The 12791-nt window shown below is 41.1% G+C and carries 13 protein-coding genes and 1 pseudogene; 9 read left to right on the top strand and 5 right to left on the bottom strand.

Annotation, left to right across the window (positions count from 1 at the left end):
• Positions 1 to 27: 27 nt before the first annotated feature.
• The 5 genes and pseudogenes from C9J12_RS22750 to C9J12_RS22735 form a co-directional block, all read right to left on the bottom strand.
• Positions 28 to 426: pseudogene (locus tag C9J12_RS22750) on the bottom strand (hypothetical protein); the annotation flags it as partial.
• A gap of 80 nt (positions 427 to 506) precedes the next feature.
• Positions 507 to 2771, bottom strand: a complete 2265-nt coding sequence (locus C9J12_RS22745; RefSeq protein WP_107244791.1) for a M9 family metallopeptidase — start codon at positions 2769 to 2771, stop codon at positions 507 to 509.
• Between the two features lie 324 nt (positions 2772 to 3095).
• A complete protein-coding gene (locus tag C9J12_RS30810; RefSeq protein ID WP_170111854.1) occupies positions 3096 to 3260 on the bottom strand; it encodes a hypothetical protein in 165 nt (54 codons plus the stop codon).
• A 328-nt stretch (positions 3261 to 3588) separates the two neighbouring features.
• A complete protein-coding gene (locus tag C9J12_RS22740; RefSeq protein ID WP_107244832.1) occupies positions 3589 to 4938 on the bottom strand; it encodes an ISNCY family transposase in 1350 nt (449 codons plus the stop codon).
• 632 nt (positions 4939 to 5570) lie between these two features.
• Positions 5571 to 5759 carry a hypothetical protein gene (locus tag C9J12_RS22735; protein ID WP_107244790.1) on the bottom strand — a complete coding sequence of 63 codons (189 nt, stop codon included), beginning with the start codon at positions 5757 to 5759 and terminating at the stop codon, positions 5571 to 5573.
• A 132-nt stretch (positions 5760 to 5891) separates the two neighbouring features.
• On the opposite strand from C9J12_RS22735, the gene C9J12_RS22730 reads away from it, so the two are divergent.
• The 9 genes from C9J12_RS22730 to C9J12_RS22690 all read left to right on the top strand — a co-directional run bounded on the left by C9J12_RS22730 (position 5892) and on the right by C9J12_RS22690 (position 12361).
• Positions 5892 to 7073, top strand: coding sequence for a replication initiation factor domain-containing protein (locus C9J12_RS22730; RefSeq protein ID WP_170111853.1), 1182 nt, complete (start codon positions 5892 to 5894; stop codon positions 7071 to 7073).
• A gap of 1 nt (position 7074) precedes the next feature.
• Entirely contained in the window at positions 7075 to 7425 is a 351-nt protein-coding gene (locus C9J12_RS22725; RefSeq protein ID WP_107244788.1) for a hypothetical protein, read from the top strand.
• Between the two features lie 25 nt (positions 7426 to 7450).
• Positions 7451 to 7645 carry a hypothetical protein gene (locus C9J12_RS22720; protein WP_107244787.1) on the top strand — a complete coding sequence of 65 codons (195 nt, stop codon included), beginning with the start codon at positions 7451 to 7453 and terminating at the stop codon, positions 7643 to 7645.
• Between the two features lie 18 nt (positions 7646 to 7663).
• On the top strand, positions 7664 to 7846 hold the full coding sequence (locus C9J12_RS22715) for a hypothetical protein (protein ID WP_107244786.1): 183 nt from the start codon (positions 7664 to 7666) through the stop codon (positions 7844 to 7846).
• 4 nt (positions 7847 to 7850) lie between these two features.
• Entirely contained in the window at positions 7851 to 8072 is a 222-nt protein-coding gene (locus C9J12_RS22710) for a major capsid protein (RefSeq protein ID WP_107244785.1), read from the top strand.
• A 144-nt stretch (positions 8073 to 8216) separates the two neighbouring features.
• Positions 8217 to 10082 carry a virulence factor TspB C-terminal domain-related protein gene (locus C9J12_RS30805; protein WP_107244784.1) on the top strand — a complete coding sequence of 622 codons (1866 nt, stop codon included), beginning with the start codon at positions 8217 to 8219 and terminating at the stop codon, positions 10080 to 10082.
• Positions 10083 to 10092: 10 nt separating this feature from the next.
• The gene (locus tag C9J12_RS22700) at positions 10093 to 10416 is read left to right on the top strand and encodes a DUF2523 family protein (RefSeq protein ID WP_107244783.1); all 324 of its coding nucleotides are present in this window, start codon (positions 10093 to 10095) and stop codon (positions 10414 to 10416) included.
• Positions 10417 to 10427: 11 nt separating this feature from the next.
• Complete coding sequence (locus tag C9J12_RS22695) at positions 10428 to 11705, top strand: zonular occludens toxin domain-containing protein (RefSeq protein WP_107244782.1); 1278 nt, start codon at positions 10428 to 10430, stop codon at positions 11703 to 11705.
• Positions 11702 to 12361, top strand: a complete 660-nt coding sequence (locus C9J12_RS22690; RefSeq protein WP_107244781.1) for a hypothetical protein — start codon at positions 11702 to 11704, stop codon at positions 12359 to 12361. Before C9J12_RS22695 ends, C9J12_RS22690 begins: the two co-directional genes overlap by 4 nt.
• Positions 12362 to 12791 lie beyond the last annotated feature (430 nt).

The following is a 12791-nucleotide window of genomic DNA, read 5'->3' as shown; positions in this document are numbered from 1 at the left end:
GCTATCACCTCCTCACAATCAAACCACCTAATCTCCCACACGCTCCCAACTCATTACACTGTCATAGTTCTCGCAGGTTTGTGTCGCATCAGACGCGTTGGTAATAAAAACCTGCTGCTTCTCCGAAACTGGGTAACTTAAATACTCAGAACATTTGGCGCTCTGGCCATTTCCCACCACAACGCTTGTTCCTGGCTTCAAGGTACATCGTGTGAGCTTATCGAGTGGAGACCATTGATAGCAGATTTCATAGTCTTTTCTATAGTCTGCTGTCTTACCTAACGGACGGGTAAACGACCACCATTGACCAAGTTGGCTGCCGGGATTAGTGCTGTTCCAAGCTCGGTAAATCGTCACTTCTTGAGTGCTTTGATAAACCGTTCCCTGACATAACTTCCCTTCAAGAGGTTCACTGAGTAGTTTAGTTTGTCTGGAGGCATAGACAGGAAGATACCTGTCTATGCCTATGATGAAAAGTAAAACTAATAGGCCGTTTGTTTTACTTTTTAATTAGTAGTCATGTCCAATTTCAGGCTCGCACCTTCACTGAAAGGGGCGCTGACAACAGTGACATATTGCCAACCAGTTCGCGGGTTGTTGAGCGTCAGAGATTCCTGATTACCTGTATTGGCTGACTTCTCAGAGAAGTAATTTGTTTCCGCCCAAGTATATGGGCTGTAGTAAAGATCAATATTACCTTCGCCGTGATCAGTATTGATATCAATGCTTACTACATCATCGTTCACGTAGAAGTAATAGTAGGCTTTACCGTCTCGGCTGCTTACACAAACAGTATCGCCATCGTTAACCTGACCGTAGCCATATGGCCCCTGGTACTTACAGCTGTCTGGCACAATGCTCGGTGTTGGAGTGGTACCTCCAAGTGGTGTATCATCGCTTTGAACGGTCAGCAACCAATTGTACCACCTTTGATCCAGTGAATAACCGATTGATGTGTTGATGTAATTCAGCCAGCCCATAGCATCGCCAGCGCGAGTGTATTCCATCAATTGATCAACCATTTCAGGTGCTTCTTCAAATATGAAGCGAACAGCCAAGTAGCCCCAACGGTAAATACGATCTTGATCGCTAGAGTAATTGTTGTTCAACACCTCACTCAGGCTATAGTTGCGCTGACGTGCAAATTCAATCGCTTCGTCATAAAGGTTCTGGTGAGAGATATACTCAGCCAAACCTTCTGACCACCAAACAGACTTACCAGTATCAGTACGGAAGTAATTGAACGGACCGTACATATTGAAGCGACCATCCAGATAGTGGATGTATTCATGGCGCAGGTTCCACACCAGAATGTCATCACGCCAGGTCGCTTCGTGAGCAATAAAGCGGGCTTGGTTGCCTTCGACTGAAGGATCACCTTCTAGATACATACCCCCGTTATCTGTGCTGATGCCGAACAGAGTACCTGCATAGTTACGGTATTCATCAGCAGAATCGAAGATATTCACTTCCAGATTAGTATTGAAATCATCAGTCACCGGTTGGTTGCCTGTTTTCAATATTTTGTGGAACAGTGTTTCTTCTGCTGCTAACAGATCACAGGACTGCTGCAGCTCAGACTGCGTCATATTCTGAGCTCGGATTTTGATGGTGTCACTGCATGAGTAGTGAATGCTCAGTACCTGATTTGCCAGACCTTCCTTCCAGCCGCAGATGTTAAATTTTTCACATTCTCCCTGGTTGTAAGTATCCAACTGCCCAGCAGCTATCGCCCAAGGATTTGAATAACGCTCAAAATGGGTCATAAAGTCCACGATGCCGTTATTAATTTCATTTTTAAATTCATCTGACAGCTTCCAGTAGCTCTGGTACTCAAGGAAGCGCGCGTATTCTCTAAGCGCATCAGTCGATTCGTAACTGTATTCAGAGTTATAGATATATTCTGAATTCGCAACTTTTAATAACGCCTGACGAAGAGCTGTATGCTGCTCTGCTGCCTTGGTGTATGTCGCATTCCAGCTGGCACGGTACAACACAGTTAATGCGCTTGTCAGTGCATTACGGTGTGCCCAGCTCTGCAAATGCTCAGGGCTGAATTCATTCAGGTAACGGGTAACAGCATCAACACTCTGGAGATAATTCTTGCTGCTATCCCAGGTTGTGAAGAATTCGCTCAAGGTGCTTCCCTGCTCTTCAGTCACTTCAGAAATATGCGGATTACGGCTATATGCTTCTAACAGCGGAAGCATCGCCTGATGCGGTTTATTCTCTTGATAAGTCAGCTGATCATTATTGTATTCTACGTAGAATGCACCACGTAAATAATAGAACAAGTTATACATATCATAGCCAGTTGATGAATCATATGTCTGAGCGATTTGAGCCGCTCTTCTTGCAACATCAATAACCTTAGATGACTGATAAGTATTTATAGCAACTGAATCATTACGACGATAAAGTTGACCGATGCATTCACCCGAAGTTTTCCTGATAAAGTTAAATAACGCCTCGCCAGACAGAGAGGCAAAATTATTATAATCAGGGCAACTGTTGGGATCGGTAAATTCCATCAAAGAGCGAGTTTTGATTGGTGTTTTCTCGCGAAGCTCGGCTTGTGTTGGCGCCGGAATTGTAATCGGCGCCATAATATCAGCAGGAAGCTGAACTTTCTGCACCGAAATATTCTGCTCAAGATTAATGACGCCAGATGGTGGTAATGGTTGATGATTCTCAGCATTATTCGCGAAAACCGGACTGCTAGCTAATAATGATATCATCAATATTGACAACTTTTTTCTTGTAATAGCCATACTGATTCCTTTGCTTTTTTTAAGAACAGATCTAACACTCACGTTTTAATGGCTATTTCGCTATCACTGCAAAATGGCCTTAAAGGGAAGAGTCATGACGGTATGGGCGCTTTGTCATGCTCAAGACGATCCATTGATGTTATTTACTGATTAAAAACCGATACAACAGTACAGTGAGTGGTAAATGTTGATTATTATCGGCATTGGAGAAAGTTGTTATCTTTTATTGTTTGGTCTTTCCTTACTGTATTTTTTTCTTTTCTTGTACAGTTTGTTTTCGTTGTAAATAGTCAATGCCGTTGCTTGTTCACAAATTACCTCGCGTTAAACAAGTGCATTGAGTAATCGTTCATCATCAATGGCCATACTAGAATGTGATGGCATCACATCAACAGATGTTGTCGTTGGTATAGCCGCTACCACAGTCATGGATACGAAAGCAGAAACAAAAATAGAGTTCGTGAATAAGATAAAAGATAGAGACTTCACGAGTATCTCCTTGTGGTGAATGTTTACAAAGGTTAGTAATTCATTGAGGCAATATCAATTGACTTTTAATTTGCGGAGTGAATATTTTACCATTATTACAGCAAGGTCACATATTCAACTTGATGCGCATCATTGCAGGATGCAAAAAATCAGCCCTGTATACCTAGACTAAACCTGAGTGTGTTAGAGAAAAGGCCACGGACGTGACCTTTTTGCTTGTTTATCCGCTGTTTATCCCAATTTAAAATGTCCTGCTTTATTCCCAGATTAAAATGTCTCCTTTCAAGGTAGTTCATCCCGCTTAGAAATAGGCTAGAGAGTAGGGACGTCAGCCTTTCTTGGTGCTCGGTTTGAAGTCTTCAGGGCTGGCTAAGACTGGGTTGAGCGCCCGTAATTGTTGTACCGCACGCTGTTGAGCGGTTCGTTTAGGGGCTTTTTTACTGCGACTGCGTTTGTGTTGTTGTTCGAACTCTTGTTGTTTCTCTTGGGCAAATTTCAATACCGCGCCGAGGCGTTTATTATCAACAATTTGGCCTTGGTCAACGTTAGCCAACTTATCGAAGATTTTAAATTCCAACGTTCGATGACCGTATTGAATGGCTATGGTGCCATCTGGCCGGTCGATAACGTTGACCACTTGATTGATCAAACGTTGATTTTGTTCTGTTGGGTCAATTAAATAAATCACCTTGTCGTACTGGAATGTCAGTGATTTAGACAGCTTACGCAGTTCTTGCCACGCGAAGATATTGTCCAACTCTTCGGATGATTCGCGTGATGGTCGGTGCATGTTTTTGGGATAATTCGCCGGCTTTGCAAAACGGCGGTTAAAATCAGCGATGAAGTCGGGTAGCCAAGCATTCGCGGCTTCCATTGTATCAATGCCTTGCAATCTCATCTCTTTCACTAAGCGATCCTGTAACGTTTTGTTCGCACGCTCAACGCGGCCTTTGGCTTGTGAGCTGTTGGCGCAAATCAGCTCAATGTTTAAGTCATTGAGCACACGGCCAAACTGGGTGAGTCGCTTGGTTTCGGCATCGCGTTTACTGACATGGAATACTGCATGGCGATCGCTGTAAAAGGCCGACGGTTTGCCGTGTTGATTGATGTATTCGCGGGTTGCAGCCATATAATCAAAGGCGGATTCTGTTTCACTGAAGCGCAGGTTCATTAGACGACCGGTGGCATCGTCGATGTATACCAGCAGACAGCATTTATTGCTGCGACCTTCAAACCAGTCATGGTGTGAGCCGTCGATTTGGATCAGTTCACCCAGGCAATCACGACGGTGACGAGGTTGGTAAATCCGCGGCTTGCGTTTGGCATGTGGCACCCAAAGGCCATCGGCAATCATCCATTGGCGCAAAGTTTCTAACGAGATATGAACGTCATGAACTTCAGCCAATTTCTCATGAGCAAGCGTGGGCCCAAAATCGATGTAGTACTCATGGATGATGGCTAATGTCCGTAATTTTAATCTCTCATCATGACGATGATTACTGGGACGGCCACGTTTGAGTGACAGTAAACCGCCAGAGCCCAGCGCTATAAAACGCTTAACTAAACGATAAATTTGTCGGCTACTCAAACTGAGAATACGAGCAGCCTCGACGCCAGTGATACGTTTATCACAAATATCTTGGATCAGTTTTATCCGTAGTAATTCGTTATCAGTCATAGTCAGCAACATCTCATTGGCTCCAGAGCACACATTAAGTAAATGGTGTTTTGAAGTTAGTTCAGCATGACATTTCTATCTGGCTCAAACCTGACACTTCTAAATGGTTCTAACAAGCCCAGTGCGCATTATGTGCCGCGTCATTATGTTGAGTGGTCTGCTTGCCTAGCTGCATAGCTACGTGGGCGAGGGATATGCTACTACGGGCGTCTGCTTGCTGGCGCTCTGTAAGCTCATCGAGAGAATCGTCGGTAAAGGCTAGCCCGTAACATAATGTCGAATAATGCGCATTGCAGGCACTTCATGGCGTAGCCATATAAGACCACGCGATATATTCAAATTTTGGTCCAGGTCGAAACTGGTCGAAACTCCGCGCAGCGGCTCTCTACTTAAAAATCACTAGAAACCTTCCTTCCTGCTAAGCCGCTTTTTCTTTTCGTTTAGTTTGGAGGTGGGATGTGGAGGGCAAGCGAAGCGCCCCGCATCACTCCTCGCGTATATCTCCGAAATTTTGAAAAACCCCCGTCTAGTAATACGGGGGTTATTACCTATGAACTTTCAGCGTCTGCGGTTATCTTTTGATTTTCATTGCAGCTCTCTCCATAGCCATTTTGTGTATTTTTTAACGTTAGCTATTTTCTTTTTTTCTTGTGGATTATGTCTTGTACTGCTTCTTCTGTGTATTCGTCGATTAAGTAATTGATGATGTCAGATATTTTGAGCAGCTCACCTGTTTCGTTGCCTATCTTTATGGCGCTTCTTTGAAGTTTTAGTTTTCGGTTTTCATTTATTCTTGCCGTTGTATCACCACGTTTGTTCATTTTGCTTACCTTTTTTTGTGACTCTAGCTTCATTTTATGACATTTTTTATGCGTGCATGCGTGTATGTGTATTTACAGCGTGCTTTATTTGTTGTTAGTATGCACGCATGCAATAAATATATGGACATTTTAATGACTACTTCTCCTAAATTACATCCAGTTTTGGAAGCAAAGATTGTTGTTCCTGCGTTAGCTTCTGAACCTGTTGCATGTAAGAAAAGGGAAGTGGCTTGTGATTGGTTGAGTTGGTCTTGTCCCATTTCAAACTTTAAGACTATTCACAAGGCGGGTAAGTCTGGAATAAAAGTTGAAGATAATCCTGATTTTACCCCTATGCCAAAACCTGATTATAAGTCTATGTCTGGCAAGTCTCGCACTGCGGCTTCTGAATTGTACAAACGACAATATTTATTGATTTTGATGGCTCGTATCCGTCAGTTTTGCACTGGTGTTTTGGGGTTTGATTGTGGTCCCAATAATGGCAAGGGTAAGAATTTTTATACTGACTCTTTTGCTTTGATTACCCCTGATGGTTTGCGTGCCGGTACTGTTAATTTTGGTGGTAATAATAATACTGTTTTTTTTGAATTATCTGGTGTTGGTTCGTCTTATGTATTCGATAACAATCGACGTAGGGTGTGTGATTCTCGTTATTTGTCTCCGTTTACTTTGCATTTTTGGTTGTCCGTGGTTTTGGATGTTCAGGTATTAAGCCGTATTGATTTATGTATTGATTTTTTTGATGATTATTTAACGGTTGATTTGGCTCGTAAAGCCTACATTGAAGGTGCTTTTAGGCGCTGTACGGGTAAGTATCCCAAGTGTAGTAATGTTTATTCAAACTCTATCGATGGTGAACTTCTTGGTGACACATTTTATGTGGGCTCTCGGCAATCAAATGTATGTTGGCGTATTTATGACAAAGGGCTTCAAATGGAGTCGGATGTTAATTGGGTTCGTGCTGAAGTTGAACTTAAAAAAGTGTCCGTTGCTATTTTATTGAATATGTCAGGCACATTTTCAGGTTTGTGTGAGTTTGCTGCAAGTTTGGAATCTGCAAAACCTGTCAAGTTATCTATACCAAAGAATGTAAAAAAAGCCGCTTTAACGTTGGTACAAAAAACAAATTGGTTACGTCATATGTGTAGTAGTTCTTTATCTGCATTATTGACGCATTGTGGTGGTGATATAGGCCAAGTGATGGGGTTGATTTTACGCCCCACTGATTTGGATGATTTAGTTATGCATGAGGTTCTGGATAGAATTTCCGTTCCTCCTTCGTATTCAAATTTAATTAATTTTTCTCGGGGATAATATGGGTAAGAAGATTTTGATTTTGGGTTGTCAGCATTCCGCTGGTATTGGTAAAGAATCAGGCAAGGCTTATAGCATGGGGTCATTTCTTGTTGCTATGCCTGTGCGTTCTTGGAAAAACGATAAAGGTGAGGGGTTTGGTTACGGTTTTCAATGTAATCCAAAAACAGATAAGTTTGATTTTATTAAGTCAGATGCTTTGTTAGAAAAAATCACTAAGGTTCATTTTCCTGCACGCTTGGATTTGGAAATGGAGCCTGACCCTGAAAACCCGCTGGTTGATGTGGTTGTTGATTTTACTGTTATTGGTTCTATGTCATTTTTAGATGACAACCTAGTAAATAAAAAATAAATTAATTTAAATAAAGGAAATAACCATGCACACGGAAGTGCCAATATATAAAATGGAACAAAAAGTTGCTGCTCGTATTCTTGGTAGAATTGCTCAAAACCATGCCGAAAAAGTTATTTGCCAAGATTGTGAAAAAGTAATGCTGTTTACTTTTGCTCGTCACGATGGTGTTGAACTTTGTGTTTGTGGTGGTGACTTTTTAATGCTTAACAATAATTAATAGGGATTTTAATTAATCATGTATCTACCAGCTTGCTCCGTTCCTTTAATTAATGGTGATTGTCCTGCGGGGTGGGCTGTTCAATATATTGCTGAAATTGCATTTACTGCAACTGATATTAAGCAATTAATGGCTGCTGGTATAGCTCCGCTTGCTACAGCTTATGTTTTTAAAGCTATTCGTAAATCTATTGGAGATTAAAATCATGTCACAAAAAACAACTACAGCTCAAAAATTACTACTTGGTATTGGTGTTATGGCGATTGGTGCACCCGCGTTCGCTGTTGAAGGGGCCATTGATGTATCTGGTGCGGTATCAATTATCGGTGGTTTAACTGCTGCTGTTGCTGCAATCGGTGCTGCTAAACTTGCTCCTGCTGCAACTTCTGTTGCATTTAAGTGGGTTAAGGGTGCCATCTTCTCTTAATACTCTTCCTTTTGGATGTTTTGAATATAGGCGGCTTCGGTCGCTTTTTTTGTAGGTGAATATTATGGATACGTCTTTGATTCTGTCGGCTTATGTTCTGGCGCTTACGTTAATTTCTTTTTCAATATTGTTGGGGGGGTGAATATGCGAAATTTAAAACGCTTTGTTTTATTACTTTTTATTTTATTTGCTCCCAATTCATTTGCCGCTTTTATTTCTGTTAGTTCGGGGGGGCAGCCTTGTGAGGGTACTTATAAAGATGTTGGTGCCTTTTCTTCTTGTTATGTTGGTGCCGATACAGTTCCTTGGAAGCCGGGTGAATACGTTGTTAAGAGTATTTCTGCCAGTGGCGGTTTTGCTCACGTTGTAATGGTAAGTGGCTATCGAAAATCATTTCCTTATGGTTCTCCAGCGGGGTGTCCTGATGGTGAGGGATTAAATAGTGATGGTAAGTGTGAAGAGCTTAAATATTGTGATACATCCTCGGGGCGAAATGCGTTAAGTAGTGCAATTAGTTCTTGTGTGGATAATCCTTCCGTTGGTTATGAGAATACACACACTTATCAGTGTAATAATGACGCTCGGGCTATTTTAGGTGGTTGTAATTCAGTGCCTATTAATAAACCTTGTACGGGCGATGCCTGTGGTACTGGCGGTGATACTGGAGGCGGTGATACTGGCGGTGGTGATACTGGCGGTGGTGATACTGGCGGTGGTGATACTGGCGGTGGTGATACTGGCGGTGGTGGTACTGGCGGTGGTGATACTGGCGGTGGTGATACTGGAGGTGGTGATACTGGCGGTGGTGATACTGGCGGTGGTGATACTGGAGGTGGTGATACTGGCGGTGGTGATACTGGAGGTGGTGATACTGGTACGGAAACCCCCATTGATTTAAGTGGGCTTACAAATGCAATTAAAAAGTTAGGTATTGATAATAAAAAAGGTTTTAGTGATTTTGATAGAAGTCAGAAAGTTGTTGCTGATAAGCTGGCTGATTTAGATGCAAGTTTTGGGGTTGGTAATGCAGCGTTAGATAAAAGTAATGATTTATTAAATGATATTTCCTCGTTAACTTCTGAATTAAGTGCTGATAGTAAGTTCTCCAAAGAAGATCTAGATGCTATTCGTCAAAATACTATGGGTCAGCTTGATAAAGCATTTGCTCAATTTGATGAAGCAAAAAAACAAACTAATCAAATGGCAGCTACTAATAATAATATCGATGAAACCAATGCCGAATTAAAGAAAATACTTTCAGCAATTAAAAATAATAATAATAACGCTGAATTTAAGGCTATTGTCGATAAGTTAAATGCTATTAATGAATCATTAAATGCAGGTGATGAAGATGAAAAATTAGATACTATTAATGAAACATTAATGGCGAATGAAGATAAAAGAAATAATCATATGAGTGATTTGATGGCACAGTTGGCGGCGACTGATGCGGCAAATAGGGAAAATGCAAAGAAATTAATAGATTTAAGTAAGTTTAATCACGATGGCACATTAAAAGATCTTGAAAACATTAGTGATGGTATTGGTGATTTAGTGACAGAGGCGGGAATAGGGTTTTGTGAAAAGAATCCTGATCATGAATCGTGTGTAGAAAAAACGGTTACTTCAGCTTGTGAGCAAAGTTTTGAATGTGACGGTGACGCTTTGATATGTATGCTTCTTGAGCTGGAACATACAGACCGTTGTGAAGAAATTAAAACTGATTCGTTAATTAGTGGTATTGATGGAATTATTGGTTCAGGCGGTGTAGACCAATTAATTGGTGAGACTGTTGATTTTTCATCGGTTGATAATAAATATTTAAATGGTGCTGGCGTTACATTGGTTGCTGAGTGTCCTGCGCCTTCTAAATTTAATGTTTTAGGTGAGTCTCTTTCTTTTTCATATCAACCGCTTTGTGATTTAGCTTCATTGTTGCGACCATTTGTAATTGCAATGTCGTGGGTAATGGCGGCGGTTACTGTTGGTCGTGGAATTTCAACATTATAGGATTTGAATTATGCAGGTTTTAGCTTGGTTTGTTGCAACATTAACTGCTTTTTTACCGCGTTTAATTCCGTTTCTTATGGCATTTATTGTTCAGGGGGCGTTAATGCTTGGGTTTTCATTGATAGCGGTCGAAGGTATTAATATTGGTTTTGATTGGTTTGTGAATATGTTAGATGGCAATTTGAAATCTATCACATCAGATATTACTGGCGTTCTTGGGCTGCTCGGAGTTGATGAAGCAATTAATGTCATTCTAACGGGTCATTTATTTGTTATTGGCCTGAAAGGTTTGTCTGCTAAAAAGTGGCTTCCATCATGGCGCAAACCAGTATAAAGGGGTAGGTCATGTTATATGGAATTTCAGGTTTACCCGGTGCTGGGAAAACTCTTAACACGGTAGCTATGGTTAGTCGTGAGGAGGTATTTTTAGGGCGTGAGATTTACTATCATCGTATTCCGTGTTTAATGCTTGATTATGATGTTGTGTGTTCGTTTCAGGGTTGGTTTTACGGCTGGTACATGCACAACAACAAAGTTAACAAGGCATTAAATCGTCGTGTTAGTCAAATTCATAAAAGTGAAGATCGATTAATAGAAATAGAAGATTTTCAATATCTTGAAATTGATTTTAATCAAACCAACCCTATGGAGGTTTGGCTTTACTGGTTGCGTCGTATATACAGTAAAGAACGTTTAGCGGTGTTGGATGAAATGTTAGAGGTTCGCAGTCTTAGTGAGTCTGACCTGACTTTTGAAGATGTTAAACCGCTTAATCTCCATTGGACTGAATTTGCAAATCCAAAGGCTTGGACTGAATTACCTAACCAGTCAGTTATTGTTGTTGATGAAGTTCATCACTTCTGGCCTACGCGTTCTCGTGGTGATGTGCCTCCTGAGTTAAATGCGATTTCTACCCATAGACACACGGGTAAAGATTTGGTGTTTATTACTCAGGATTGGAGTCATTCCGATATTTTTATTAGACGAATGATGAACTTTCATCGTCACTACGAATTGGTAGGGGCTGACCGAATTGCTCGTTTTCAAAAGAAAAAGTATATCGATATAAGCAATCCGTTTGATAAAAAAGATGCTGACAAGGATGTTATAAAACGTCCAACTGAATTATATGGTTCTTATTATTCGACTGAATTAGATACTAATGACAATAAGTTAAGCAAGAAGGCTAAACGTGGCTTAACGGTAATGGCCGTTTCGATTGTTGCTTTTATTTTGACTTTGTTTGTTGGTATTCCTTATGTCATGGCTGACTTTTTTGGTGATGAGGAAACAACGGTTGATCAAGTTGAACCAGGTGCAACAGAAACTCCAATTCCTATGACTATCTTAGAAGCTGAGATTTCAAGTTATCAGCCAGTTGTACCATCAATGCCGTGGACGGCTCCCGTTTATGCCAATGTTCTCGAGCCAAAATCCTATCCTGATTTAATGTGCTTTACGGTTGGTGATGAGTGTAAATGTGTTACCCAACAATCGACGGCTTACAGTATGGATTTAGATTTCTGTTTGGCTGTTGCTGCTAATGGTTTGTTTGACCCGCATCTTCAAGATAAGAATCAAAAATTAGCCAAGAAACGAGAATCAAAAGGATTGTTTAAATGAGAAAGTTAATATTTTTACTGATGTTGCTCCCGTTCTCCGTCTTCGCGAACGTTTCGGTTAATGCTGGCGGTAAAACCTTAGACCAGTTTTTTGTCATGGCATCGGAAGTTTTTTCCAAGGCTGTAGTAGTAGACCCGGGCGTTAATGGTCGTTTGAAGGTTTACGGTGTGAGTAAGTCTGATGATTTTAAGCGGGTGTTTTATTCAATACTTCGTGTTCATAAGTTGAGTTCGTTAGAAACAGAGGATTTAATTCAAGTTTTCCCGTTAACTAACGGGCAGCTTCGGGCAAATATGACAGACCGCCAAGCCCTTAATGATTTTATTGCTTCCAGTATTTCAGATGTTTATATCTCTGGTTCTATGAGTTATTTCAAAGGTGATACGCGTCCTCGTTATGAATACTCGTTTGTGCAGGGCCAAACACGCAAAATCTTTGACCCTGACAGCCTTGGGTTGATGATTGTTCCGGTTAATGAGTGTCTGGTTCAGCTTAAGTGGCAATCTTATTCAACGCTTGTTACGTGTGAGCCGTATAGAGATCATCTTAAGCCTGAAAAAGATCGTGAACGTGATGCAGTGCCATCAATTTTTGATGATGAAGATAAATCGGAGCTAAGTGGCAAGAAGGAAAAACGGGAGCCTAAAAATGCATGAGGTTAAGATGGGTTTTGTTGTAAGTCATTGGAACCATAGTAATTATCATGATTACTGTGATTATGATAATTACAGTGAGTAAATTATGGAGATAGTAAAATGGAGTTATTAGTGGTGTTTTTTTTAGTGTTTCTAGCTTGGTTTGTTAAAGACAGTGTTGAACTTTGAGTGTGAGAATCAAAACTTTCAGTGCCGGTGCGCGCTATGGAATTCATGCCAGGTTCTTTAGGTTGTAAGTTGTTGATTTAACAGAGGTCAGTAGTTCAAAAAATGCATTTTTAGCATTAAAAGCCAAAATCTTTTAGTGCGCATTATGTGCCGCGTCATTATGTTGAGTGGTCTGCTTGCCTAGCTGCATAGCTACGTGGGCGAGGGATATGCTACTACGGGCGTCTGCTTGCTGGCGCTCTGTAAGCTCATCGAGAGAATC

It is taken from the genome of Photobacterium frigidiphilum, from assembly GCF_003025615.1.
Taxonomy (GTDB): domain Bacteria; phylum Pseudomonadota; class Gammaproteobacteria; order Enterobacterales; family Vibrionaceae; genus Photobacterium; species Photobacterium frigidiphilum.
Note: the sequence above shows the minus strand (reverse complement) of the source record. Positions and strands in the feature narration are given on the sequence as shown.